We start from the raw sequence: 24,094 nt of genomic DNA on the forward strand, positions 1-24,094 counted from the left end.
GCTCCTTAGAATATGTGGGCGTTACCGTTGTCACAGCAACGCCCGGAGTGATTAGTGGTTGTAGGGGCGTTTCAAATTGCAGTCACGATTGAGTTCGACGCCGAAACCGGGTTTATCAAGCACTGATTTATGAATACGACCATTCACCGGCACTGGCTCATTAAGCAGAATCGGATCAAATTGCGGACGCATCGTTGAACAATCCGGGCTGGTCATCAGGAATTCGCTGAATGGCGTATTGGTGAAGCTGATCACCGCATGGTGAGAGTAAACAGACGAACCGTGTGGCACCACCAGTTGCCCTCTGGATTTGGCGATTGCGGCAATTTCCACCAGCGTGGTTAAGCCACCGCACCAGCCAACATCCGGCTGCATAATGTCGATACCGGTTTCTGAAAGCGTACGGAAAGATTGCAGTGTGCCGTGATGCTCACCGCTGGTGACCATCATTCCGACTGGCGCGTTGCGTTTCAGTTCGCGATAACCTTCATACTGCTGTGGCGGCAGGCACTCTTCGATCCATTTCAGGTTATAGGGCGCGCAATCGTGGGCCAGTTTGGTGGCATAGTTCACGTCCTGACTCATCCAGCAGTCGAGCATTAACCAGAAATCCTCACCGCATTTTTCACGCATATCCGCGACCATAGCGGCATCTTTGCGGATCCCCGCATCGCCATCATGTGGCCCCCAGTGCGTCGGCATTTTGCCACCGATAAAGCCCATCTCTTTTGCCAGATCCGGACGCGCACCTGTGGCGTAGAACTGAATCTCATCACGAACTGCGCCGCCTAAAAGTTTATAAACCGGAAGCCCGACCACTTTGCCGAACAGATCCCACAGAGCCAGATCGACACAGGAAATCGTGTTCATCACCAGGCCACCAGAGCCGGAGTAATACAGGGTGGCATTGAGCATTTGATCGTGGATCAGTTTGATATCACTGACACATTTACCCTCAATGAAACGGTTAAGATGTTTTTCGACAATAAAACAGCCCATTTCACCGGCTGTCGAAACGGCGAATCCGGTCTGGCCGTTTTCTGCTTCGACTTCAACAATCAACGTGCCAAGAACGTTAATGCCAAATGACTGGCGTGACTGCTCGTAATCGCGGTATTTACTCATCGGGGTGGCAATATGATCATCAATCCAGTGATTTGCCCCCTGGTCGTGATAATCACCGCCGCCAGCGCCTTTTTCTGCTGTCGCACCGCCAGTAAACCAGGCGCGAACCTGTTTGATTTTTGGTAGGGTCATAATGTTCTCCATTGTTATGAGGCCTGTAAGTCAAAGGGACTTTTCCATCCCAACAGACGTGAAATATCCCTGGCGCAGGCAATGGCCTTGCCCGCCAGATAATCACGGTATTCTTCATTGATTTGTAAGCGGGTACCGACCACCGAAATCGCAGCGGTAAGCTCGTTATTGGCGTTAAACACCGGCGCAGCGACACAACGGACATCGGCATAATCTTCGCCGTTGTCATAACTCCAGCCCTGACGGCGAATACGCGCCAGTTCTTCGTGAAGTTGCTGTGGATGAGTAATCGTTGTGGGTGTCGCCTGCTCCCAGACCAGCCCTTCGATAATACTTTGCTGTACAGCTGCAGGTTGCCAGGCAAGCAGGCATTTACCTATTCCGGAGCGATAAAGCGAAAGGCTTTTTCCTTCATGGGAACGCACGCTGATAGTGGCTGATGACTCCACTTTCAAAATGTAATAAGCGCTGCCGTTATCAATAATCCCCAGGTGACATAACAGCCCGGTGGTATCCATCAGTTGCGTCAAACGCGGTCGAGCCAGTTCCCGGAGATCCATCTTGCTTAACGCATGACCGGAAAGCTCCACCAGCTTGGTCCACAAACAAAAATTTTCCTGGTGATCAAGGCTAAGAAAACGCTGACGCCTGAGTTCATTAAGCAGCAAATAGGCCGTGCTTTTAGGGATCCCCAATGTGTCAATGATCGTCGCAGCACTACAGGGGCCAATGCGGGCAATCAAATTGAGAATATCAATAGCCCGTGTCAGGGCGGGAACTTTGCTTGATTCCAACATACTGGACTCCAGTCTTAGATACTGGAATCAGTCTCGTTGCTCAGGGGGAGTAAAATTGTGAAGCGCATCAAATCCCACTCCTCGTCCAGCGGACTGGAGAAATTACGCACAAATTTGTGAATCAGCGCACGGATTTTTTCTTATTGAGTACAACAGGTTGGACAAATTTTGCCGGAGGGGGAATGTGCCGGTGCAGTAAACCGGCACAGAGTGGCGGAATCAGACAGATAAAGTCATGGACTCAACAACCTCAATCCAGCCATGCTCACTGGCGATGTCCTGACCGTTTAACCAACGGCGCAGCATATTCAGTGCCATCATTGCGCACACTTCCTGACGGATAGCCAGGCTGTAGCGTGTAGTGCTGAAACGTACACGCAGAGCGAAAGTGCCATCTGGCGTGGCTAGCGCAAAGTTGAGATGCTCGTTCTCGAAACCCGAAACAGCCAGTGCCAGCCCGGCAAAATGGTTGGCCCGCCGTTCTGTAATCCAGTGCGCAGTTTGCGCCAGGGTTTCCTCCTGTGAAGGAACCACTTCACACGCCAGCAATGGAGCACCTGCGCGAGAAAGTTGCAAAGCCAATAAACCACCTGTGAATTGCTCGCTCAACGTCAGGCTGAACTGGCGGGTTTGCAATTCGCGGCTGATCTGCGAGGGCAGTCCTTCGGTACCTTCGAAAATCACGCTCTGTCCGGCAACACGTTTAACGTCCAGCCACAGTTTTTCCATCGCCTGTTTCTCGCTTGCCGGTCCGGTGAGTTTCAGTTCGATAATCGGCATAGAAGAGCGATAGCCCATTGTTACGCCCGGCGGCAGTTGCAGGGTGTCCAGGCTTTGTGCCAGATCGCTTTCCGAACGACCAAATGTAGTCAAACGCAGACAAACCGGCGGCTGCGGTAAAGAAAAACGCTCGCGCAGGCGCGGCAGGATTTCGTGCTCGACCATCACTTTAAATTCTGACGGTACGCCGGGGGTAAAGAACATCAGGCAACGATTAAGCTGCACGGCAAAACCACAGGCGGTGCCTACCGGGTTATTGATAAATTCAGCACTGGCAGGCAGCTCCGCTTGTTTACGGTTGCTCGGTGCCATTACTCGTCCACGTTCGTGGAAATAGCGTTCCATCTCTTTGAGCCAGGCCTCATGCAGCACCAGGCCTTCACCTTTTGCTGTCGCAGCGGCGAGTGCGCTTAAATCATCACTGGTCGGCCCCAGCCCGCCGTTAACGATCAGCACATCGGCGTGCTGACTCCGTTCGCGAAGAATGGTCACTAAGTCATCAAGGTTATCCCCCACCGTATTGCGGCGAGTTAAAGGCAACCCCTGATGAAAGAAAAAATCGGCCAGCCAGGCAGCGTTAGTGTCAACGATTTGCCCGTGTAACACTTCATCCCCGGTGGATAACATTTCCACTTTTAACATGGTTATCTCCTGCTTTTGTTATCGAATCACTATAACGCAAAGGGAGATAAGGCGTAGTAAGAAACTGAATGGCGCGGCAGAATGCCGCGCCGGAAGGGATCAGAAACTGGCGTTAACCCCAACATACGGGCCGTCAGCCACGGCGTTGTCGCGGTTACCGTCTTTACCCGACAGATTCAGGTAGCGATAACCCGCCTCAATACTGACTGGACGCATAATGGTGTAACGCGCGCCAACATTCGCTTCCTCATAACTTTGAATACCGCTGGAGAGCGAATCCGGAGAGTAGTAATACTCGCCAAACAAACGGAAGCTGTTGCCAATTTTCCACTGCAAACCACCTCCTACCGCTGCGGCATAACCTTCATCGCCGTAATTCGGGTTGGTGTAAACGCCTTTTCCGCCAACGGTCGCCATTAACGGCCCGAGAGGCAGATTCAACCCCAGCCCCACGCCCGCGACGTCACCGTCGTCGTCGTTATGTGTCCAGTTACCGCTTAACGCCAGGCCCGTCGATTCAGTCCCAAAACCGACACCAATATTGGTGTATTCTTTACCCGCCTGGCCGCTGATGCTCATTGCATTGACCGATGCAGAAACCAACAGCATTCCGGCCAGACCTGCTAGCGCAATTTTTTTCATTTTCCCCTCTCCCACAAGCAATAAATCAAAATTCCCAAAGCTGCGGGATTGTACTGCCTGGCACAGAGGATTCAATGAGCGAAAAAAGGGATCTAGTCACTTATTGTAACTAAATACTTCTTAAATAATTAAACGCCGAAAAAATAAACACACTTTATCGATACACACAAAAATAATAATAAGTGCAGTTATCATCGCAAAAGAGATTACTGTCACTTTCACATATTTCTGAGTTACCGTATTCTCATGGTTTCTTTTAATTTATAAGGAATACCCCTGTGCGACAACGGACTATTGTATGCCCTTTGATTCAAAATGATGGTGCTTATTTGCTGTGTAAAATGGCCGACGATCGCGGCGTTTTCCCCGGTCAATGGGCGCTTTCGGGTGGCGGCGTAGAGCCTGGCGAACGAATTGAAGAGGCACTACGCCGCGAAATTCGCGAAGAACTGGGAGAACAGCTGCTTTTGACATAAATCACGCCATGGACCTTCAGCGATGATATTCGCACCAAGACGTATGCAGATGGTCGCAAGGAAGAGATTTATATGATTTACCTGATTTTTGACTGCGTTTCTGCCAACCGAGAAGTGAAAATAAACGAAGAGTTTCAGGACTACGCGTGGGTAAAACCTGAAGATCTGGCGCACTATGATTTGAATGTCGCCACCCGAAAAACGTTACGTTTGAAAGGTCTTCTGTAATAATGATGACAGCCATTACTGGCTGTCAGATTGAAAATTTAGTGGTTAACGAATTCCCCATCCAGATAAACTTTGCCTTTTTCCACATGCATGACTAAACCATCCAGATAATCAGGTTTAAATGTCGCATCACGCTTATCTTTAGCAATATATGTCAGGCAATGATTATGGGTGAAAATAACGATATTTTTATCAGGCGCTTTGCTTTGTAAGTCCTTAATTGCACTATAAATCTCATTACCGCACTGAAGAAGTCGTTTATCTACCGTCAGCTTTTTACCCGCTGAAAACCAGGTCGCCGACTGAATGGTCCGGACGGTATTACTGGAATAAAGATCGAAATCAGGGATATCAGCACTAAAAGCGTTGCCCAGTTCACGGGCATCCTGGGTACCTTTGACCGTAATACCTGTTTTATCTGACAAGCATTGATTGGTTGAACGATCGCAACGTTCAGCATGGCGAAACAAAACGACAACCGGATGCTGCTGTGCCAGTCTGGCCAGCGTTTTATTGTCGATACGTGGCAAACCATTGCTACTCCAGGCGGCATGAGTACCCAGTCCGGCAATTGCAGCGAGCGCCATTAAAATGATGAAATATTTTTTTGACTTCAACGAAGAGCGGCAAAAAGCTAACACGTAAACTCCACCTATAGACAAGCGCAACCAGACAATTACCGTGAAATTGAGCGACATTTCTGGCGATAATTAGCAGTTGGTGTAATATTAAAAATCCTGCGATGCCGGCAAAATGCCTCAAAATTTTGCCAAATGCAAAGCCTAAATAAGAAAAAATATAAAAATTTCAATATTTACGTCTAATATTAGTTTCTTAAGGTTAAGTTAATATTCTATCCTTAAAATTTTGCTCCAAATGGCAAAATATACACAACACTCTTTATAGCAAATATAAGTGGACAGGTATTCAATGGCGGAAGGAAAAGCAATGTCAGAATTTTTGCCTTTTTCGCGACCAGCAATGGGCGTGGAGGAACTCGCTGCAGTTAAAGAGGTTCTCGAATCCGGTTGGATCACAACCGGTCCGAAGAATCAGGCGCTTGAACAAGCCTTTTGCCAGTTGACGGGAAATCAGCATGCCATCGCGGTCAGTTCAGCCACCGCCGGAATGCATATCACGCTAATGGCGTTGGAAATTGGCAAGGGCGATGAAGTGATTACGCCTTCCCTGACCTGGGTTTCAACCCTCAATATGATCTCCTTGTTGGGTGCAACGCCGGTAATGGTGGATGTCGACCGCGATACGCTGATGGTCACGCCTGAAACGATCGAAGCAGCCATTACGCCACGCACTAAAGCCATCATTCCGGTGCATTATGCCGGTGCGCCAGCAGATATTGACGCCATTCGCGCCATTGGCGAACGTTACGGCATCGCAGTTATCGAAGATGCTGCCCATGCCGTCGGTACGTATTACAAAGGCCGACATATTGGCGCAAAAGGTACCGCTATTTTTTCGTTTCACGCCATCAAAAATATTACCTGTGCGGAAGGTGGCCTGATTGTTACTGATAATGAAAACCTTGCCCGCCAGCTACGGATGCTAAAATTTCACGGTCTGGGTGTCGATGCCTATGACAGACAAACCTGGGGCCGTGCACCGCAAGCTGAAGTCTTAACGCCGGGCTATAAGTACAATCTGACCGATATTAACGCCGCGATTGCCCTGACACAGTTAGCAAAATTAGAGCACCTCAACACCCGTCGGCGCGAAATTGCCCAGCAATATCAGCAAGCACTGGCAGCTCTCCCCTTTCAGCCATTAAGCCTTCCCGCCTGGCCGCACGTTCACGCCTGGCATCTGTTTATTATTCGTGTCGATGAACAACGTTGTGGTATCAGTCGCGATGCGTTGATGGAAGCGTTAAAAGAAAGAGGCATTGGTACCGGGTTACATTTCCGCGCCGCTCACACACAAAAATATTATCGCGAGCGTTTTCCCACGCTGTCGTTACCGAATACCGAATGGAATAGCGAACGCATCTGTTCGTTGCCGCTGTTCCCGGATATGACTACCGCCGATGCCGACCGCGTCATCACAGCCCTTCAGCAACTCGCAGGACAATAAGCCATGTTTGAAATCCACCCTGTTAAGAAAGTCTCGGTGGTTATTCCCGTTTATAACGAGCAGGAAAGCTTACCGGAATTAATCAGGCGCACCACCACAGCCTGTGAATCACTGGGGAAAGAGTATGAGATCCTGCTGATTGATGACGGCAGTAGCGATAATTCCGCGCATATGCTGGTCGAAGCCTCACAAGCGGAGAATAGCCATATTGTGTCTATTTTGCTTAACCGCAATTACGGGCAACATTCAGCGATTATGGCGGGATTCAGTCATGTTACCGGCGACTTAATTATTACCCTCGATGCCGATCTCCAGAATCCGCCAGAGGAAATCCCCCGTCTGGTGGCAAAAGCCGATGAAGGTTACGACGTGGTAGGGACTGTACGCCAGAACCGCCAGGACAGCTGGTTTCGTAAAACGGCATCGAAGATGATTAACCGGCTTATTCAGCGCACCACCGGCAAAGCGATGGGTGACTACGGTTGTATGCTGCGCGCCTATCGCCGTCATATTGTCGATGCGATGTTGCACTGCCATGAACGCAGCACCTTTATCCCGATTCTGGCGAATATCTTCGCCCGCCGTGCCATTGAAATTCCAGTGCATCATGCCGAGCGTGAGTTTGGTGAATCCAAATACAGTTTTATGCGCCTGATTAATTTGATGTACGACCTGGTGACCTGCCTTACCACAACGCCGCTACGTATGCTGAGTCTGCTCGGCAGCATTATTGCGATTGGAGGTTTTAGCATTGCGGTGCTGCTGGTGATTTTACGCCTGACCTTCGGACCACAATGGGCGGCAGAAGGCGTCTTTATGCTATTTGCCGTGCTGTTTACTTTTATTGGCGCTCAGTTTATCGGCATGGGATTACTCGGTGAATATATCGGCAGGATCTACACCGATGTCCGCGCCCGCCCCCGCTATTTTGTTCAGCAAGTTATCCGTCCATCCAGCAAGGAAAATGAATAATGAAAACCGTCGTTTTTGCCTACCACGATATGGGATGCCTCGGTATTGAAGCCCTGCTGGCTGCCGGTTACGAAATTAGCGCTATTTTTACCCATACTGATAATCCCGGTGAAAAAGCCTTTTATGGTTCGGTAGCTCGTCTGGCGGCGGAAAGGGGCATTCCGGTTTATGCGCCGGATAACGTTAATCATCCGCTGTGGGTGGAACGCATTGCCCAACTATCACCAGATGTGATTTTCTCTTTTTATTATCGCCATCTTATTTGCGACGAGATTTTGCAGCTCGCTCCCGCAGGTGCATTTAATCTGCATGGTTCGCTGTTACCAAAATATCGTGGTCGCGCGCCGCTGAACTGGGTGCTGGTGAACGGTGAAACGGAAACTGGCGTTACATTGCACCGAATGGTGAAACGTGCCGATGCCGGGGCCATTGTGGCGCAACTGCGCATTGCCATTGCGCCAGACGATATCGCTATTACGCTGCATCATAAATTGTGCCATGCCGCGCGCCAGCTACTGGAGCAGACATTACCCGCCATTAAATACGGTAATATTCTGGAAATCGCCCAGCGCGAAAACGAAGCCACCTGTTTTGGTCGCAGAACACCGGAAGACAGTTTCCTCGAATGGCATAAACCGGCATCCGTGCTGCACAACATGGTGCGTGCCGTTGCCGATCCGTGGCCGGGTGCCTTCAGCTATGTTGGTAATCAGAAATTTACCGTCTGGTCGTCACGCGTGCATTCTCATGCGCCCGCAGCACAACCGGGGAGCGTGATTTCTGTTGCGCCACTGCTGATTGCCTGTGGCGATGGCGCACTGGAAATCGTCACCGGACAGGCGGGCGACGGCATTACTATGCAGGGCTCGCAATTAGCGCAGACGCTGGGCCTGGTGCAAGGTTCACGCTTGAATAGCCAGCCTGCCTGCACCGCCCGACGCCGTACCCGGGTACTCATCCTCGGGGTGAATGGCTTTATTGGCAACCATCTGACAGAACGCCTGCTGCGCGAAGATCATTATGAAGTTTACGGTCTGGATATTGGCAGCGATGCGATAAGCCGTTTTCTGAATCATCCGCATTTTCACTTTGTCGAAGGCGATATCAGTATTCATTCCGAATGGATTGAGTATCACATCAAAAAATGTGATGTCGTCTTGCCGCTGGTGGCGATAGCCACGCCGATTGAATATACCCGCAACCCACTGCGCGTATTTGAACTCGATTTTGAAGAGAATCTACGCATTATCCGCTACTGCGTGAAGTACCGTAAGCGAATCATCTTCCCGTCGACTTCAGAAGTTTATGGGATGTGTAGCGATAAATACTTCGATGAGGACCATTCTAATTTAATCGTCGGCCCGGTGAATAAACCACGCTGGATTTATTCGGTGTCTAAACAATTACTTGATCGGGTGATCTGGGCCTATGGCGAAAAAGAGGGTTTACAGTTCACCCTCTTCCGCCCGTTTAACTGGATGGGGCCACGACTGGATAACCTTAATGCAGCGCGAATTGGCAGCTCCCGCGCTATTACGCAACTCATTCTCAATCTGGTAGAAGGTTCACCAATTAAGCTAATTGATGGCGGAAAACAAAAACGCTGCTTTACTGATATCCGGGATGGTATCGAGGCGTTGTACCGCATTATCGAAAATGCGGGAAATCGCTGCGACGGCGAAATTATCAACATTGGCAATCCTGAGAACGAAGCGAGCATTGAGGAACTGGGCGAGATGCTGCTGGCGAGCTTCGAAAAACATCCGCTGCGCCATCACTTCCCACCGTTTGCGGGCTTTCGCGTTGTCGAAAGTAGCAGCTACTACGGCAAAGGATATCAGGACGTAGAGCATCGTAAACCAAGCATCCGCAATGCCCGCCGCTGCCTGGACTGGGAGCCGAAAATTGATATGCAGGAAACCATCGACGAAACGCTGGATTTCTTCTTGCGCACCGTCGAGCTTACGGATAAACCATCATGACCAAAGTAGGCTTACGCATTGATGTCGATACCTTTCGTGGCACCCGTGAAGGCGTGCCGCGTCTGCTGGAAATCTTGAGTAAGCATAATATTCAGGCCAGCATTTTTTTCAGCGTCGGGCCGGACAATATGGGCCGCCATCTCTGGCGACTGGTGAAGCCACAGTTTTTGTGGAAGATGCTGCGCTCAAACGCAGCATCGCTTTATGGCTGGGATATTTTATTGGCAGGTACGGCCTGGCCAGGTAAAGAGATTGGTCATGCCAATGCCGATATCATTCGTGAAGCGGCTAAACACCACGAAGTCGGCCTGCACGCCTGGGATCACCATGCCTGGCAAGCCCATAGCAGTAACTGGGATCGGCAAACAATGGTCGACGATATCGCACGCGGCCTTCGCACCCTGGAAGAAATTATCGGCCAACCGGTAACCTGCTCCGCAGCCGCTGGCTGGCGTGCCGACCAGCAGGTGATCGAAGCAAAAGAAGCGTTCCATTTGCGCTACAACAGCGATTGTCGTGGGGCCATGCCGTTTCGTCCACTGCTCGAATCAGGAAACCCTGGCACTGCGCAAATTCCGGTGACCTTACCCACCTGGGATGAAGTGATTGGTCGGGATGTGAAAGCAGAAGATTTTAACGGTTGGTTACTCAACCGCATCCTGCGAGATAAAGGCACGCCGGTTTATACCATTCATGCAGAAGTTGAAGGCTGCGCTTATCAGCATAATTTTGTGGATCTCCTGAAACGCGCAGCCCAGGAAGGCGTGACATTTTGCCCTTTAAGCGAACTGTTATCAGGGACGTTGCCGCTCGGGCAAGTTGTTCGCGGAAATATTGCCGGACGTGAAGGCTGGCTGGGTTGCCAACAAATTGTGGGTAGTCGTTGATGAAATCGGTACGTTACCTTATCGGCCTCTTCGCGTTTATTGCCTGCTATTACCTGTTACCGATCAGCACGCGTCTGCTCTGGCAACCAGATGAAACGCGTTATGCGGAAATCAGTCGGGAAATGCTGGCATCCGGCGACTGGATTGTGCCCCATCTGTTAGGGCTACGTTATTTTGAAAAACCCATTGCCGGATACTGGATTAACAGCATTGGGCAATGGTTATTTGGCGCGAATAACTTTGGTGTGCGGGCAGGCGTTATCTTTGCGACCCTGTTAACTGCCGCGCTGGTGACCTGGTTTACTCTGCGCTTATGGCGCGATAAACGTCTGGCATTACTCGCCGCAGTGATTTACCTCTCATTGTTCATTGTCTATGCCATCGGCACTTATGCCGTACTCGATCCGTTTATTGCCTTCTGGCTGGTGGCGGGAATGTGCAGCTTCTGGCTGGCAATGCAGGCACAGACGTGGAAAGGCAAAAGCGCGGGATTTTTACTGCTGGGAATCACTTGCGGCATGGGGGTGATGACCAAAGGTTTTCTCGCCCTTGCCGTGCCGGTATTAAGCGTGCTTCCATGGGTTGCAACGCAAAAACGCTGGAAAGATCTCTTTATTTACGGCTGGCTGGCGGTTATCAGTTGCGTACTGACGGTTCTCCCCTGGGGACTGGCGATAGCGCAGCGGGAGCCTGACTTCTGGCACTATTTTTTCTGGGTTGAGCATATTCAACGCTTTGCAATGGATGATGCTCAGCATAGAGCTCCGTTCTGGTACTACTTGCCGGTCATCATTGCCGGTAGCCTGCCGTGGCTGGGATTACTCCCCGGAGCACTGTACGCAGGCTGGAAAAACCGCAAGCATTCCGCAACCGTCTATTTGTTGAGCTGGGCGATAATGCCGCTGCTGTTTTTCTCCGTCGCTAAAGGCAAATTGCCCACCTATATTCTTTCCTGCTTTGCACCTCTGGCAATGCTGATGGCGCATTACGCTTTGCTGGCAGCAAAAAATAATCCTCTGGCGTTGCGGATTAATGGCTGGATTAACATCGCTTTTGGCGTCACTGGCATTATTGCCACATTTGTGGTCTCCCCCTGGGGACCAATGAACACGCCGGTGTGGCAAACCTTCGAGAGCTATAAAGTCTTTTGTGCCTGGTCGATTTTTTCGCTATGGGCATTTTTCGGCTGGTACACATTAACAAACGTCGAAAAGACCTGGTCTTTTGCCGCGCTTTGCCCGCTGGGGCTGGCGTTGCTGGTAGGATTTTCAATTCCTGACAGAGTCATGGAAGGAAAACATCCGCAATTTTTTGTCGAGATGACACAAGAATCACTGCAGCCAAGCCGCTATATTCTTACTGACAGCGTGGGCGTTGCCGCAGGTCTGGCATGGAGCCTGCAACGCGATGACATCATCATGTATCGCCAGACAGGTGAGTTGAAATACGGCCTTAATTATCCGGATGCGAAAGGGAGGTTTGTCAGCGGTGATGAGTTCGCAAACTGGCTTAATCAACATCGTCAGGAGGGGATTATTACACTCGTGCTTTCGGTTGACCGCGATGAAGATATCAACAGCCTCGCCATTCCACCCGCAGATGCCATCGATCGTCAGGAGCGTCTGGTGCTGATTCAGTATCGTCCCAAATGATCTGGCTAACATTAGTCTTTGCCAGCTTGCTTAGCGTTGCCGGGCAGTTGTGTCAGAAACAAGCAACCTGCTTTGTGGCGATAAACAAACGGCGCAAACATATCGTGCTGTGGCTGGGACTGGCGCTGGCTTGTCTTGGTCTTGCCATGGTGCTCTGGCTGCTGGTCTTGCAGAACGTACCGGTAGGCATTGCCTACCCGATGTTAAGTCTGAATTTTGTCTGGGTGACGCTGGCTGCAGTAAAACTGTGGCACGAGCCGGTATCGCTGCGTCACTGGTGTGGGGTAGCGTTCATTATTGGCGGCATTGTGATCCTCGGGAGTACGGTGTAATGGGCCTGATGTGGGGATTATTCAGCGTCATTATCGCCTCAGCTGCGCAGTTAAGCCTGGGTTTTGCGGCGAGTCATCTGCCGCCGATGACGCACTTATGGGATTTTATCGCGGCGCTGTTAGCTTTTGGGCTGGATGCCCGGATACTGTTACTCGGGCTGCTGGGTTATCTGCTTTCCGTTTTTTGTTGGTATAAAACGCTACATAAACTTGCGCTAAGCAAAGCCTATGCCTTGCTCAGTATGAGTTATGTGCTGGTATGGATTGCTTCAATGGTACTTCCCGGCTGGGAAGGGACTTTTTCGCTGAAAGCACTACTGGGAGTAGCCTGTATTATGAGCGGGTTGATGCTGATTTTCCTGCCCACGACAAAACAACGTTACTGAGTTTTCTCTGCCACTTTACACTGCCGTTCCCACTCATCGGGGCTATAACTGCTTGCCGAGAGGACTTTCACCGTATGCAGCTTTTCACGATTAATACAATAAAGCGCATTCTGCAAAGGCGAGAGTAAATCCCCCACTTTCACGGCGAAGTCACTCTTCACTTCGGCGATCATTTTTATCGTGCCACCAGCATCACAAAGCTTAAGTACATGTCTGTTATCTTGTTTATCACAGCATGACTTTTTAACCAGCCATTCCATTGCACCACCCTGCTTGATAAGAATTTTCACATTAATTTACAGATTAACAGATAAACCTATTATCAACGGCAATGGAATGGCAAAATTGCGAAGTGAAACTAATGATTTCTTAATCCTGGCGATGCACCCACTCTTTTAGCGCCTGACGTGAAATCTTAATGCCGCCGTTTTTCAGTTCAGGCGGCAGCGTTAACCAACGCACCGGTTGCTGAAAACGGGCCAGCTTATCTTTCACCCATTCACTAAGATCAACGGTTTGCTGGTCATACTCCACCACCGCTACCGGCCGATGACCAAACTCCTTGTCGGCAACGGGGACGATAAACACCTGCAAAACCGCAGGATGTGCAGCAATAACGCGCTCGACTTCTTCCGGCTGAATACCCTCACCGCCACTGAAGAACAGATTATCTAAACGTCCGACAATGGTCAGCTTGCCATTATGCAGTTCACCGCGGTCGCGCGTAGCGTACCAGCCTTCGTCATTAACCAGTGCCACCAGTTGCCCGTTACGCCAGTAACCTTCAGCCATACTGGCAGCCCGCAGCCACACTTCATCATTAACGATTTTCACTTCCCGACCCGGCAGCGGCGAACCAACGTCTGCCAGACCGTCGGCTTCTTTCGCACACACCGTGGAGGCAAACTCGGTCAGACCATAGCCGCAAAAGCAACGAATCCCCTGCTCACGCGCCTGTTCCGTCAACTCGACCGGGATAGCCGCGCCGCCAAGTAGCACCGCTTTCAGGGAAACGGAACTGCGGTTAACCAGCAAACGCCAGAGTTGTGTTGGCACCAGTGAAGCGTGCGTACAGCCTGCCAGCATTTGCTCCAATGGCTGTTTATCACGCACCGTCATCCGCGCACCAGTGTATAACCAGCGCCACATAATTCCCTGACCGGAGACGTGAAACAGCGGTAAAGAGAGCAACCAGTCATCGTGCTCGCCAAACGGTATCAGCGATAACACACCTTGCGCACTGGCAAGATGGGCCTGATAAGTATGAACAGCGGCTTTCGGCAAACCGGTAGAGCCGGAGGTCAACGTCATTGAGCACAGACGCGTCGGCTGCCACGCAGCGGCATGTGCGCCTTCAACCAGCTGAATGTGCAGCGAAGTTAATGCCGGAAACGTGTTTTCCCCATCCGGCACCAGCGCAAATTGCAGCGTCAGATTGGGCAGCAATTCCTCAAGTAACGGTTGCGGCAGCTGTGGATTCACGGGCAGCACCCGCGCTCCGCATTGCAGTAACGCCAGCCAGGCCAGCAGCGTTTGCGGCGAATTCCACGCCCGCAACATCACGCCGCTGCCCTCAACAACGCCCTGCACCGCAAAGCCGGAGGCTAATTCATCGACGCGAGCACAAAGCTCGCGCCAGTTGAGTTGCTCGTCATTGAGACGTAAGGCGATGGCTTCTCCCCGCACTTGCCGCCAGTGACGCCACGGCCAGTCAGAGAAGATCATAGCAGCCGCTCCAGTGCATTAATGTCCACTAACGGCAGTGGGCTACCCGGCCAGCGACGAACCTGCTGCGCCTGCATCAGATCCAGCGTGTCCAGCCCTGGAATAGTCTCTGGTGTTAACCAGGCGGCAATCCGCGCCAGTTGCGTTAAGCCTAAGCTCGACTCAATAGATGAACTGATCACCGCCGTCAGCCCCAGCGCATGCGCCGCCTGCACCTGCTCGCGTACTTTCTCCAGGCTGCCCGTGAGCGTGGGTTTGATAACTACCGCGCGCACGCCCTCTTCAGCCACAAAGGCAAAATCCGGCTCGCGCAGGCTTTCATCCCAGGCAATGGCAATGCCGGTTTCACGGGCAAACGCACGGGAATCATCGCGGGTTTTGCACGGCTCTTCGAGAAACGCGATGCGGTCGCGATAATCCGGGTTAACGTATTTGGCAAACTGCTGGCCTTTCAGCGGCGTCCAGGCGCGGTTCGCGTCAAGACGCAAATGCAGATCCGGAATTGCCTCCAGCAACAGATTGACCACCATGCCGTCGCGCACGGCTTCGTACAATCCCACTTTGACCTTCGCCACTTTCTCGCCAGGCATATCGGCAAGTTTGAGGATCAGATCGTCAGGATCGCCATTACACAGCGGCGCAGCACGATAATTGGCTGCCTGCGGGAGCGTGTCTGCCAGCTCCGCCAATGCACAGCTTACGCCAAAGGCGACGGAAGGCATTTGCGGTAGCTCGCTATCACCTGCCAGCCAGTTATTTACCCAGGCAAGCAGCACGCTTTGTGCCTCTTCCCAGGTTTCCTGGCTGAAGCCCGGTAGTGGGGAGATCTCCCCCCACCCTTCGCGCTCGCCCTCACGCAGGCAAACATACAGCCCGTCGCGGGTTTTTAACCGCCTGTCGCGCAGAACCACCCCCGCGTCCATGGGGATCTGCCAGCGGTATACCTGCGCGCTACGCATTACGGATTCCGTTTGAATTTGCTGAAATCAGGCTGACGTTTCTGGTTGAAAGCGTTGCGACCTTCCTGACCTTCTTCCGTCATGTAGAACAGCATGGTGGCGTTGCCCGCCAGCTCCTGCAGACCCGCCTGACCGTCACAGTCGGCGTTCAGCGCAGCTTTCAGGCAGCGCAGCGCCATCGGGCTGTTTTGCAGCATTTCGCGGCACCAGCGGACGGTTTCTTTTTCCAGATCCGCCAGCGGTACCACGGTGTTTACAAGGCCCATATCCAGCGCCTGTTTTGCGTCGTACTGACGGCACAGGAACCAGATTTCACGCGCTTTTTTCTGCCCGACGATGCGAGCCATGTAGGAAGCGCCCCAGCCGCCGTCGAAGGAACCGACTTTCGGGCCAGTCTGACCGAAGATGGCATTATCTGCCGCGATAGTCAGGTCGCACATCATGTGCAGAACGTGACCGCCGCCGATGGAGTAGCCAGCCACCATCGCGACAACCGGTTTCGGACAGGTACGAATCTGACGCTGGAAGTCCAGCACGTTCAGGTGATGTACGCCGGAATCATCTTTATAGCCGCCGTAATCACCACGCACTTTCTGGTCACCGCCGGAGCAGAACGCTTTATCGCCTGCGCCAGTCAGAATGATCACGCCGATGTTGTCGTCATAACGCGCATCTGCCAGTGCCTGGATCATCTCTTTTACCGTCAGAGGACGGAAGGCATTGCGCACCTGCGGACGATTAATGGTGATTTTTGCGATACCGTCGGTGGATTTTTCATAACGAATGTCCTCGAAACCTTCGGAGCAGTCGTGCCATTCAACCGGTGCGTAAAGCATTGCTTCATCAGGATAAATCATATTGTGTCCTTTAGTCAGAAACGCAAGATCTGCGCCAGACTTGCGATTACGCCAGCGGGATTTTCCCGATGCGCGTTATGTCCGGCGCGAGGAATGACATGGCAGTCGGCAGCCAGTTCCGTCGCCAGAGCGCGGAATTTGCTGTCACGTTCACCACATAAATAATAAAACGCAAATGTGCGGGCGCTAAGGTTAGCACGTAAATCGGGCTGGACGGCGAGAGAAGTCGCCTCCAGCATGGCGGCAAGGGTTGCGCCATTATTGTTGCTGCGCAGCGCCACCAGCTCCCGGCGTTGATCGCCATTGAGCGAGGCAAAAACAGGCTGTTGATACCAGTCGGCAAATACCGCCGTTAACGGTTCTGTGCGAAAACGCTGCGCCCATTGGCGATCGGAACGCTGACGTTCCGTGCGTTGTTCAGCATTTTGCAACCCAGGATGCCCGCCTTCGACAACAACCCCACAAAGCCCCGCCAGCCCCTGGCAAGCCGCCATCATCGCCACCCGTCCGCCAAGCGAGTACCCCACCAGCCAGAAGTTAAGGATGTTGTAACTAACAAGAATTTTACGCAGTAAGTCGGTGACATCATCAAATCCATCGACGCTAATTGCCGCCGAACCACCGTGACCCGGGAGATCAACATACAACCGTGAGTAGTCGGCAAACGTCTCGCCCACTTCTTGCCATTCGTGGCAATCGCCGGAAAAACCGTGCAAAAACACCAGCCAGGGTAAACCTGGTTTGCCGTATTTTGCCTGTGCGTGCAGGATCATAAATGGCTTACCTGCGCCAGCAGTTGCTGGAGGGTTTGCGCACCATCGGTGTCGTTAACCACCATTTCAATTACCGTGGTGGTCGGCGTGCGCCAGGCGTCAGCAAGCGCCGTTTCAAGTTCCTGCCAGTTTTGCGGACGATGATATTTCAGCTCGAACATCGCGGCGGCGTGCTCAAAATGGACGTTTTGCGGCATCAGATAGAAACGCTCGCGCTCGTTTTTCGGCGTTGGCAACAGCGAGAAAATTTGCCCGCCGTTGTTGTTCACCACAATTAATACCAGCGGCGCGGAAACCTGACGTAATAACGCCAGCGCGTTGAGATCGTAAAGTGCTGAGAGATCGCCCACAATCGCCAGCGTCGGTTTGCCACTGGCCCGCTGAACGCCAGCGGCAGTTGAGAGCAGCCCGTCGATACCGCTGGCACCTCGGTTGCTGTACACCGGGTAACCTGCCGGAAGTTGCGAAAGCGCATCAATCAGACGTACTACCAGGCTGTTACCGACAAACAATTGCCCCTGTTCAGGCAGATAGTCGCTGATGCGATGCGCCAGTTGGGCTTCGCCAAACGCATCGCGACGGGCAATAACCGCCTGCATTGCCTGTTCCGCCAGGCGCGGGATTTCAACGCACCAGGGCTGGCGTTTTTCTGCCGGATGTTGCTCCAGCCAGTCGGCAATATTGGCAATTAAGCGACGTCCGCGATGGTGTGCCGGATCAAGTCGCCCTTCGATGTCATCAACAATCCAGTACTCTTCCGGTTCACAGCTTGCCTGCCATTGCAGGAGCCGTTTGCCCGTCAGGCTGCTTCCCAGTTGCACCACAATTTGTGCCTGTTGCAGTTCGCTGGTCGCTTTGGCATTGCCTAACCAGAGATCGGCACACGGCAGCGGCTGTCCGGTTTGCGACAGCACGTCGCCAATCAGCGGCCAGCCAAGAGTTTGCGCCCACAGTGCAACTTTTTTGCCCTCTTCCGCACTCATGCGCCCGGCAACCACCACGCCGCGCTTTTGCCGCCAGAAGAACCAGTCGCGCTGTTTTTCACTTTCCAGACGAGGCGCTTCACGCAGCCACGGCTTATCGTCCTGCCACCAGTCGCCCAGCCGCTGTTGCCAGCTAAGCCCGGTGTCGTCCATTTCGCCATACAGCGGTTCAGCAAACGGGCAGTTGATATGGACTCCGCCCGCATGAAGCTTACCGAGAGCATGGTCGATGGTAGAAACCAGCCAACGTGCAGGAATATCCTGGGTCGGGCGCGGCAGTGAAATACTGTTCGTGGGGTGAGAGGCGAACATTCCCGGCTGACGAATCGCCTGATTCGCGCCGCAGTCAATTAGCTCCGGCGGGCGATCGGCGGTTAACAGGATCAGTTTTTCTCCGGTTAACCCAGCTTCAATCAGTGCCGGGTAGAGATTTGCTACCGCCGTGCCGGAGGTCACAATCACCGCCACCGGCTGCTTACTGACTTTCGCCAGCCCCAGCGCCAGGTGCCCCAGTCCACGCTCATCGAAATGGGTGTGGTGAATGAATGCGGAATTCTCCGCCGCCGCTAACGTTAACGGTGTAGAACGCGAGCCAGGGGCGATACAGATGTGTCTGACGCCGTGACGCGTTAATGCTTCCAGAATGACCGCCGCCCAGCGTCGGTTAAATGCGCTTACTGACATGAGTTTGTCCGGTATCAATATTGCGGCTAAGTATAAGGAGCTACAAAAATAGATTATTGATATGAATCGGTAATGATGCGACTCATTACTATTCCATTTGTAATAAAGTACGCAGCCCTGCCGCTTTGTTGTCGATTTCCTGCCACTCTTGCTCGGGGTCGGAACCACGGACAATGCCCGCGCCAGCATATAATCGCACGACATTGCCACTGATTTTTGCTGAGCGCAGGGAAACGCAGAATTCGCTTTGTTGTAAAGAGAGATAGCCCGCAGAACCGGCGTACCATTCTCGGGTGAACGGTTCGTGATGGGCGATAAACTGTCGCGCCAGATCGCGCGGTAAGCCAGCAACTGCTGCCGTTGGCTGCAACTGATGTAAACAGATCACATCATCCGCTTTGTTGAGTGAAGTCCAGATACAGCGGCGAAGATGCTGCACTTTACGCAGACGCAGTACCTGCGGCGGTAAAACATCCAGCGTTTGGGTATCGGCCTGTAATCGTTGGCAGATATCTTCCACCACCAACATGTTCTCGCGCTGGTTTTTATCATCCGCCATCAGCCACTCACCCAACCGCTGCGCCTGCTTATCATCAGGATGATTTGCTACCGTTCCCGCCAGCGCTTCAGTACGCAGCGCTTTGTCACGCCGCCGCCATAACCGTTCCGGTGAAGAGCCAAGAAAAGCATTTTCGCCATCAAAGGCCATATAAAAATGATAGCAGTTCAGATTAAGCCGACGACTGGCAGCCATCATCGCTGCCGCATTGACCGGACTTGCGAAATGCAGGTCAGTTGCCCGAGCAAGCACCACTTTGTCGAGCTCACCTTCGGCGATGGTTTTCGTTGCCAGTTCGATTAATTGCGTCCAGCCCGTTTTGTCCGGCCAGTGTTGTTCTCGGGTGGTGGTTAAATGTAACCCAGGCAAGGGTTTAATACTCACCAGTGTGGCGATAAATTCTTTTGCCTTAATCGCATCATGCTGAAGGGAGCTTTCGCTGAATAGCGTCAGCCGCAGCGTGGCTTTACCGCCACAGCGTCGCCATTCGAGGCGTGGTAAAAGTAAATTACCCTGCGACGGGTCAAACGCATTCAGCCCCCAGATGCGTAAGTCGGCGTGTTCCGGGTGCCGACGAAGAAACCGTTGTGCCTGGTCCAACGACGTAAAACGGGTAATCGCGCCCAGGACGGCAGCTTCTTCATCACCATTACGTTGTTGCCAGTAGAATTGCGGGTACGTTTGCTGACTGGCCAGCCAGCTCAAGGCATCAAAAGCGTCTTTGAGAGGGAAAGGAATATCGATAACCCGAATGCCGGGTGTCGCCGGAATCTCTTGCGACAAATGGCGCAGTAGATTTTCCAGCGCCGTAGTAAGTGATTGCACGCGGACCTCTCCCTGTTAAAAGCCTCACATTATACGGGGTACTACAAAAAAAATGCAGTACCCCGGTGTAGGGAGGTTTTAACGGCGTGCCAGCAACAGTCCTAGTACCAGCCCAACGGCCGCGCCCACACCAATTCCTTGCCAGGGTTTTTCGTGGACGTAGTCATCAGCACGATAAACAGCCTGCTTCGCCCGATAGTAATAACTGTCTGAAGCCTGGCTAACCCGTTTTTTCACATCATCCAGCGCTTTTTCTGCACGCGCTTTCAGCTCAACATATTTCTGATCGGCGGGATCGCCAGAGGAGCGGAGCACCTCTTCCAGTGTTTCACTAAGCAGCGTCAGGTCATCATCGATACGTGTATCACCAAACTGATTAGACATTCTCGTTCTCCATTTGCGTAAAACCTGTCACTAACTATAGACAAGGGTTATTGATTACGCCTGAATTACCTCGCGTGCCATCCCAATGTGTGGGATACCATCTTCTTCATAGACCTCCGTCACAGGGATAAAGCCAAAACTCTGGTAGAAGTTTTGCAGATGCGCCTGCGCCCCGAGGTAAACAGGTTTATCAGGCCAGTGACGCGTACATGTTTCGAGTGTTTTATTCATCAGCTGCTGCCCCACTTTTTCGCCACGCAACGCTTCACTAACAATCACCCGACCAATAACGACCGGCTCAAGATCATCATCACTTTTCAGAATCCTCGCATACGCCACCAGTTCATCATTTTTCCAACCGAGAATATGGCGATTATCCCCCGTCAAATCATCACCATCGATATCCTGATAAGGGCAATTCTGCTCAACAACAAACACCGCGCAACGCAGTTGTAATAAGGCATAAAGCTGGGAAACCGATAATTCAGAGTGATGCAGATCTTGCCATTCAATCATAATGCTCTCCTTTTAGATGTATGCCTTATACTAGCCGGAATATTTTTTGAAACGTGATGAACTCATGGAATTAATTTTTTTAGGTACTTCAGCCGGTGTGCCAACCCGTACGCGCAATGTCACGGCAATATTGCTTAACCTGCAACATCCGACCCAGAGCGGTCTTTGGTTGTTTGACTGCGGTGAAGGCACCCAGCATCAGCTACTGCATACCGCCTTTAACCCTGGAAAACTGGACAAGATTTTTATCAGTCACCTTCATGGCGATCATCTCTTTGGTTTACCCGGCTTGCTGTGCAGTCGTTCTATGTCTGGTATTGTCCAACCCTTAACGATTTATGGTCCGCAAGGTATCCGTGAATTTGTGGAGACCGCGCTGCGGATTAGCGGCTCATGGACCGATTATCCGCTGGAAATTGTCGAAATTGGCGCTGGCGAAATTTTCGATGATGGCCTGCGCAAAGTAACCGCTTATCCGCTGGAACACCCACTGGAATGTTATGGCTATCGTATTGAAGAACATGATAAACCGGGTGCATTAAATGCCCAGGCATTAAAAGCTGCTGGCGTACCGCCTGGCCCACTGTTTCAGGCATTAAAAGCGGGCAAAACAATCATGCTGGAAGATGGAAGGCAGATTAACGGCGCAGATTACTTAGCCGCTCCAGTGCCAGGTAAAGCGCTCGCTATTTTCGGCGATACCGGCCCCTGCGATGCCGCACTTGACCTGGCTAAAGGCGTCGATGTCATGGTGCACGAAGCGACGTTGGATATAACCATGGAAGCCAAAGCCAATAGTCGCGGCCACAGCTCTACACGCCAGGCTGCGACACTGGCCCGTGAGGCTGGAGTCGGTAAGCTAATCATTACCCACGTCAGCTCGCGCTATGATGACAAAGGTTGTCAGCACCTGTTACGTGAATGCAGGTCAATTTTCCCGGCGACTGAACTGGCGAATGATTTCACCGTGTTTAACGTTTAACTCTGCTTATTATTAAAAACAGGGCGAAACTTGCCCTGTTATCGCAACCCGCGCCACATATATCCACCCACACGGGCATATTGAGCGATTTTTGATATTTATTCATCTCCTCACGCACTATATTCAGAGCAATAAGTTGCCTCTTTTCATCTTCATTCAGCACAACCTTTGCAACTAAAAGGAGCCTATGATGGTTACAGTTGTCAGCAATTATTGTCAATTATCTCAAACCCAACTCTGTCAGACATTTGCAGAAAAATTTACTGTGACCGAGGAATTACTGCAGTCTTTAAAAAAAACAGCGTTATCCGGAGATGAAGAAAGCATTGAGTTACTGCATAATATTGCGTTAGGTTATGATGAATTTGGAAAAAAAGCTGAAGATATTCTTTACCATATTGTTAGAACCCCAACAAATGAACCCCTATCGATTATCCGACTTATCAAAAATGCCTGTTTAAAATTATATAATTTGGCACATACCGCAACCAACTCCCCCCTTAAACCAGCTGGTCCGGATAATTCAGATAATCTCCTGTTCGAAAAGCTATTCTCCCCGTCAAAATTAATGACAATTATCGGTGATGAAATTCCTCTTATATCAGAAAAACAGTCGCTTTCAAAGGTGCTTTTAAATGATAAGAATAATGAACTGAGTGATGGTACAAACTTCTGGGATAAAAATCGTCAATTAACCACGGATGAAATAGATTGCTATCTTCAGAAGATCGCCGCTAATGCAAAAAATACTCAAGTCAATTATCCTACTAGTCTCTACCTCCCCGATTCCAACAGCACTTACCTGGAAATCGCTCTCAATGATAATATTAAGAGCGATCCATCATGGCCGAAAGCAGTCCAGTTATTCCCCATAAATACTGGCGGACACTGGATATTAGTTTCGCTCCAAAAAATAGTTAATGAAAAAAACAACACACAACAAATAAAATGCGTCATATTCAACTCATTACGTGCACTAGGCCATGATAAAGAAAATTCACTTAAGCGTGTCATTAATAGTTTCAATTCTAAATTCATTGGGGAAATGCCGAATAATGATAATATAACAGATCATTTAACTGAACCAGAGATAATATTTTTACATGCCGATCTTCAGCAATACTTAAGCCAAAGTTGCGGTGCATTTATGTGCATGGCAGCCCAGGAAGTGATTGAACAAAGGGAAAGCAATTCTGACAGCTCCCCCTATACGTTATTAAAAAACTATGCTAACAGATTTAAAAAATATTCAGCAGAAGAGCAGTACGAAATTGATTTCCAACATCGACTGATAAACAGAAATTGTTATTTAGATAAATATGGCGATGCACTAATCAATGCTTCTTATACACAATTAGAAAAAACACACTCACAACCCAAAAATAGAGCATCAGGAAAAAGAGTAAGTTAACATTATTGTTAATCAATTCGACCAATCAGCAAATATGCTGACTGGTCGAACATAGTTTGCTAAAAAGTCATCACTGACTGATGCCAGTCACACCATCCACCAGTTCAATCTACGGGTATTTCCAGCGTATCGCGGCACGCGATTTCTGGTCTGTTGATGTAGTGGATTGTAGTTGCTGACTTTTCTTACCCTCAGATTTCTGCCCCCTGTCAATTCAATCTGCCAATAAATAACATAATTATATTTTTTTCTCATATGAATTCCTTTTTAAAATAGCGAACCCACTGTAAAAAAATACTTTTTGTATATCTCTAC

At 50.9% G+C, this 24,094-nt stretch carries 23 protein-coding genes and 1 pseudogene; 10 read left to right on the forward strand and 14 right to left on the reverse strand.

Translation table 11 applies throughout. The features are described from left to right. Positions 1–51 precede the first annotated feature (51 nt). From rhmD to ACJHX3_RS14835, 4 genes are all read right to left on the reverse strand, one after another. Positions 52–1,257, reverse strand: coding sequence for an L-rhamnonate dehydratase (gene rhmD, locus ACJHX3_RS14820; RefSeq protein WP_094321893.1), 1,206 nt, complete (start codon positions 1,255–1,257; stop codon positions 52–54). A 14-nt stretch (positions 1,258–1,271) separates the two neighbouring features. Then, positions 1,272–2,054 carry an IclR family transcriptional regulator gene (locus ACJHX3_RS14825; RefSeq protein ID WP_000894179.1) on the reverse strand — a complete coding sequence of 261 codons (783 nt, stop codon included), beginning with the start codon at positions 2,052–2,054 and terminating at the stop codon, positions 1,272–1,274. 219 nt (positions 2,055–2,273) lie between these two features. Next, on the reverse strand, positions 2,274–3,476 hold the full coding sequence (locus ACJHX3_RS14830; protein ID WP_001561725.1) for a nicotinamide mononucleotide deamidase-related protein YfaY: 1,203 nt from the start codon (positions 3,474–3,476) through the stop codon (positions 2,274–2,276). 99 nt (positions 3,477–3,575) lie between these two features. Next, positions 3,576–4,118, reverse strand: a complete 543-nt coding sequence (locus tag ACJHX3_RS14835) for a YfaZ family outer membrane protein (RefSeq protein ID WP_016244888.1) — start codon at positions 4,116–4,118, stop codon at positions 3,576–3,578. Positions 4,119–4,396: 278 nt separating this feature from the next. Between ACJHX3_RS14835 and nudI the strand changes: the two are divergent. Further along, a pseudogene (nudI, locus tag ACJHX3_RS14840) lies at positions 4,397–4,822 on the forward strand (nucleoside triphosphatase NudI). A 38-nt stretch (positions 4,823–4,860) separates the two neighbouring features. On the opposite strand, the gene ais reads toward nudI, so the two are convergent. Beyond that, positions 4,861–5,463 (reverse strand): lipopolysaccharide core heptose(II)-phosphate phosphatase Ais, encoded by a 603-nt coding sequence (ais, locus tag ACJHX3_RS14845; protein ID WP_094308632.1) that lies wholly within the window; start codon positions 5,461–5,463, stop codon positions 4,861–4,863. Between the two features lie 307 nt (positions 5,464–5,770). On the opposite strand from ais, the gene arnB reads away from it, so the two are divergent. The 7 genes from arnB to arnF are packed head-to-tail and all read left to right on the forward strand — an operon-like array spanning position 5,771 to position 13,121. Then, positions 5,771–6,910, forward strand: coding sequence for a UDP-4-amino-4-deoxy-L-arabinose aminotransferase (gene arnB, locus ACJHX3_RS14850; protein ID WP_001469119.1), 1,140 nt, complete (start codon positions 5,771–5,773; stop codon positions 6,908–6,910). A gap of 3 nt (positions 6,911–6,913) precedes the next feature. Further along, positions 6,914–7,882, forward strand: a complete 969-nt coding sequence (arnC, locus tag ACJHX3_RS14855) for an undecaprenyl-phosphate 4-deoxy-4-formamido-L-arabinose transferase (protein WP_000461657.1) — start codon at positions 6,914–6,916, stop codon at positions 7,880–7,882. After that, complete coding sequence (arnA, locus tag ACJHX3_RS14860) at positions 7,882–9,864, forward strand: bifunctional UDP-4-amino-4-deoxy-L-arabinose formyltransferase/UDP-glucuronic acid oxidase ArnA (RefSeq protein WP_042097488.1); 1,983 nt, start codon at positions 7,882–7,884, stop codon at positions 9,862–9,864. The genes arnC and arnA overlap by 1 nt, the downstream gene beginning before the upstream one ends. Continuing rightward, complete coding sequence (gene arnD, locus ACJHX3_RS14865) at positions 9,861–10,751, forward strand: 4-deoxy-4-formamido-L-arabinose-phosphoundecaprenol deformylase (RefSeq protein ID WP_001600224.1); 891 nt, start codon at positions 9,861–9,863, stop codon at positions 10,749–10,751. The genes arnA and arnD overlap by 4 nt, the downstream gene beginning before the upstream one ends. Further along, the gene (gene arnT, locus ACJHX3_RS14870) at positions 10,751–12,403 is read left to right on the forward strand and encodes a lipid IV(A) 4-amino-4-deoxy-L-arabinosyltransferase (protein ID WP_094308631.1); all 1,653 of its coding nucleotides are present in this window, start codon (positions 10,751–10,753) and stop codon (positions 12,401–12,403) included. Before arnD ends, arnT begins: the two co-directional genes overlap by 1 nt. Next, positions 12,400–12,735 (forward strand): 4-amino-4-deoxy-L-arabinose-phosphoundecaprenol flippase subunit ArnE, encoded by a 336-nt coding sequence (arnE, locus tag ACJHX3_RS14875; RefSeq protein ID WP_000638030.1) that lies wholly within the window; start codon positions 12,400–12,402, stop codon positions 12,733–12,735. Before arnT ends, arnE begins: the two co-directional genes overlap by 4 nt. After that, entirely contained in the window at positions 12,735–13,121 is a 387-nt protein-coding gene (gene arnF / locus ACJHX3_RS14880; RefSeq protein ID WP_000523864.1) for a 4-amino-4-deoxy-L-arabinose-phosphoundecaprenol flippase subunit ArnF, read from the forward strand. The genes arnE and arnF overlap by 1 nt, the downstream gene beginning before the upstream one ends. Here the strand turns inward: arnF and pmrD are convergent. The 9 genes from pmrD to ACJHX3_RS14925 form a co-directional block, all read right to left on the reverse strand. After that, a complete protein-coding gene (pmrD, locus tag ACJHX3_RS14885; protein ID WP_042097491.1) occupies positions 13,115–13,381 on the reverse strand; it encodes a signal transduction protein PmrD in 267 nt (88 codons plus the stop codon). The two genes, arnF and pmrD, sit on opposite strands and share 7 nt — an antisense overlap. Positions 13,382–13,490: 109 nt before the next feature. After that, on the reverse strand, positions 13,491–14,846 hold the full coding sequence (gene menE / locus ACJHX3_RS14890) for an o-succinylbenzoate--CoA ligase (RefSeq protein ID WP_042097492.1): 1,356 nt from the start codon (positions 14,844–14,846) through the stop codon (positions 13,491–13,493). Then, positions 14,843–15,805, reverse strand: coding sequence for an o-succinylbenzoate synthase (gene menC / locus ACJHX3_RS14895; protein WP_001255636.1), 963 nt, complete (start codon positions 15,803–15,805; stop codon positions 14,843–14,845). The genes menE and menC overlap by 4 nt, the downstream gene beginning before the upstream one ends. After that, positions 15,805–16,662, reverse strand: coding sequence for a 1,4-dihydroxy-2-naphthoyl-CoA synthase (gene menB, locus ACJHX3_RS14900; RefSeq protein WP_000639996.1), 858 nt, complete (start codon positions 16,660–16,662; stop codon positions 15,805–15,807). Before menB ends, menC begins: the two co-directional genes overlap by 1 nt. Before the next feature lie 14 nt (positions 16,663–16,676). Continuing rightward, positions 16,677–17,435, reverse strand: coding sequence for a 2-succinyl-6-hydroxy-2,4-cyclohexadiene-1-carboxylate synthase (gene menH, locus ACJHX3_RS14905; RefSeq protein ID WP_042097751.1), 759 nt, complete (start codon positions 17,433–17,435; stop codon positions 16,677–16,679). Further along, positions 17,432–19,102, reverse strand: a complete 1,671-nt coding sequence (gene menD / locus ACJHX3_RS14910; RefSeq protein ID WP_094308629.1) for a 2-succinyl-5-enolpyruvyl-6-hydroxy-3-cyclohexene-1-carboxylic-acid synthase — start codon at positions 19,100–19,102, stop codon at positions 17,432–17,434. Before menD ends, menH begins: the two co-directional genes overlap by 4 nt. An 88-nt stretch (positions 19,103–19,190) precedes the next feature. Next, positions 19,191–20,486: an isochorismate synthase MenF gene (gene menF, locus ACJHX3_RS14915; RefSeq protein ID WP_094308628.1), complete on the reverse strand. Its 1,296-nt coding sequence runs from the start codon at positions 20,484–20,486 to the stop codon at positions 19,191–19,193. A gap of 78 nt (positions 20,487–20,564) precedes the next feature. Next, on the reverse strand, positions 20,565–20,870 hold the full coding sequence (elaB, locus tag ACJHX3_RS14920; protein WP_000070621.1) for a stress response protein ElaB: 306 nt from the start codon (positions 20,868–20,870) through the stop codon (positions 20,565–20,567). Positions 20,871–20,924: 54 nt separating this feature from the next. Next, positions 20,925–21,386 carry a GNAT family N-acetyltransferase gene (locus ACJHX3_RS14925; protein WP_000574084.1) on the reverse strand — a complete coding sequence of 154 codons (462 nt, stop codon included), beginning with the start codon at positions 21,384–21,386 and terminating at the stop codon, positions 20,925–20,927. Positions 21,387–21,450: 64 nt separating this feature from the next. On the opposite strand from ACJHX3_RS14925, the gene rbn reads away from it, so the two are divergent. Together rbn and ACJHX3_RS14935 are read left to right on the forward strand one after the other, a co-directional pair. Further along, on the forward strand, positions 21,451–22,368 hold the full coding sequence (gene rbn / locus ACJHX3_RS14930; RefSeq protein WP_001604679.1) for a ribonuclease BN: 918 nt from the start codon (positions 21,451–21,453) through the stop codon (positions 22,366–22,368). 187 nt (positions 22,369–22,555) lie between these two features. Next, the gene (locus tag ACJHX3_RS14935) at positions 22,556–23,779 is read left to right on the forward strand and encodes an ElaD/SseL family deubiquitinase (RefSeq protein WP_094321887.1); all 1,224 of its coding nucleotides are present in this window, start codon (positions 22,556–22,558) and stop codon (positions 23,777–23,779) included. The last annotated feature ends 315 nt before the right edge of the window (positions 23,780–24,094 follow it).

The organism is Escherichia sp. WS1265 (assembly GCF_046487585.1).
Taxonomy (GTDB): Bacteria; Pseudomonadota; Gammaproteobacteria; order Enterobacterales; family Enterobacteriaceae; genus Escherichia; species Escherichia coli.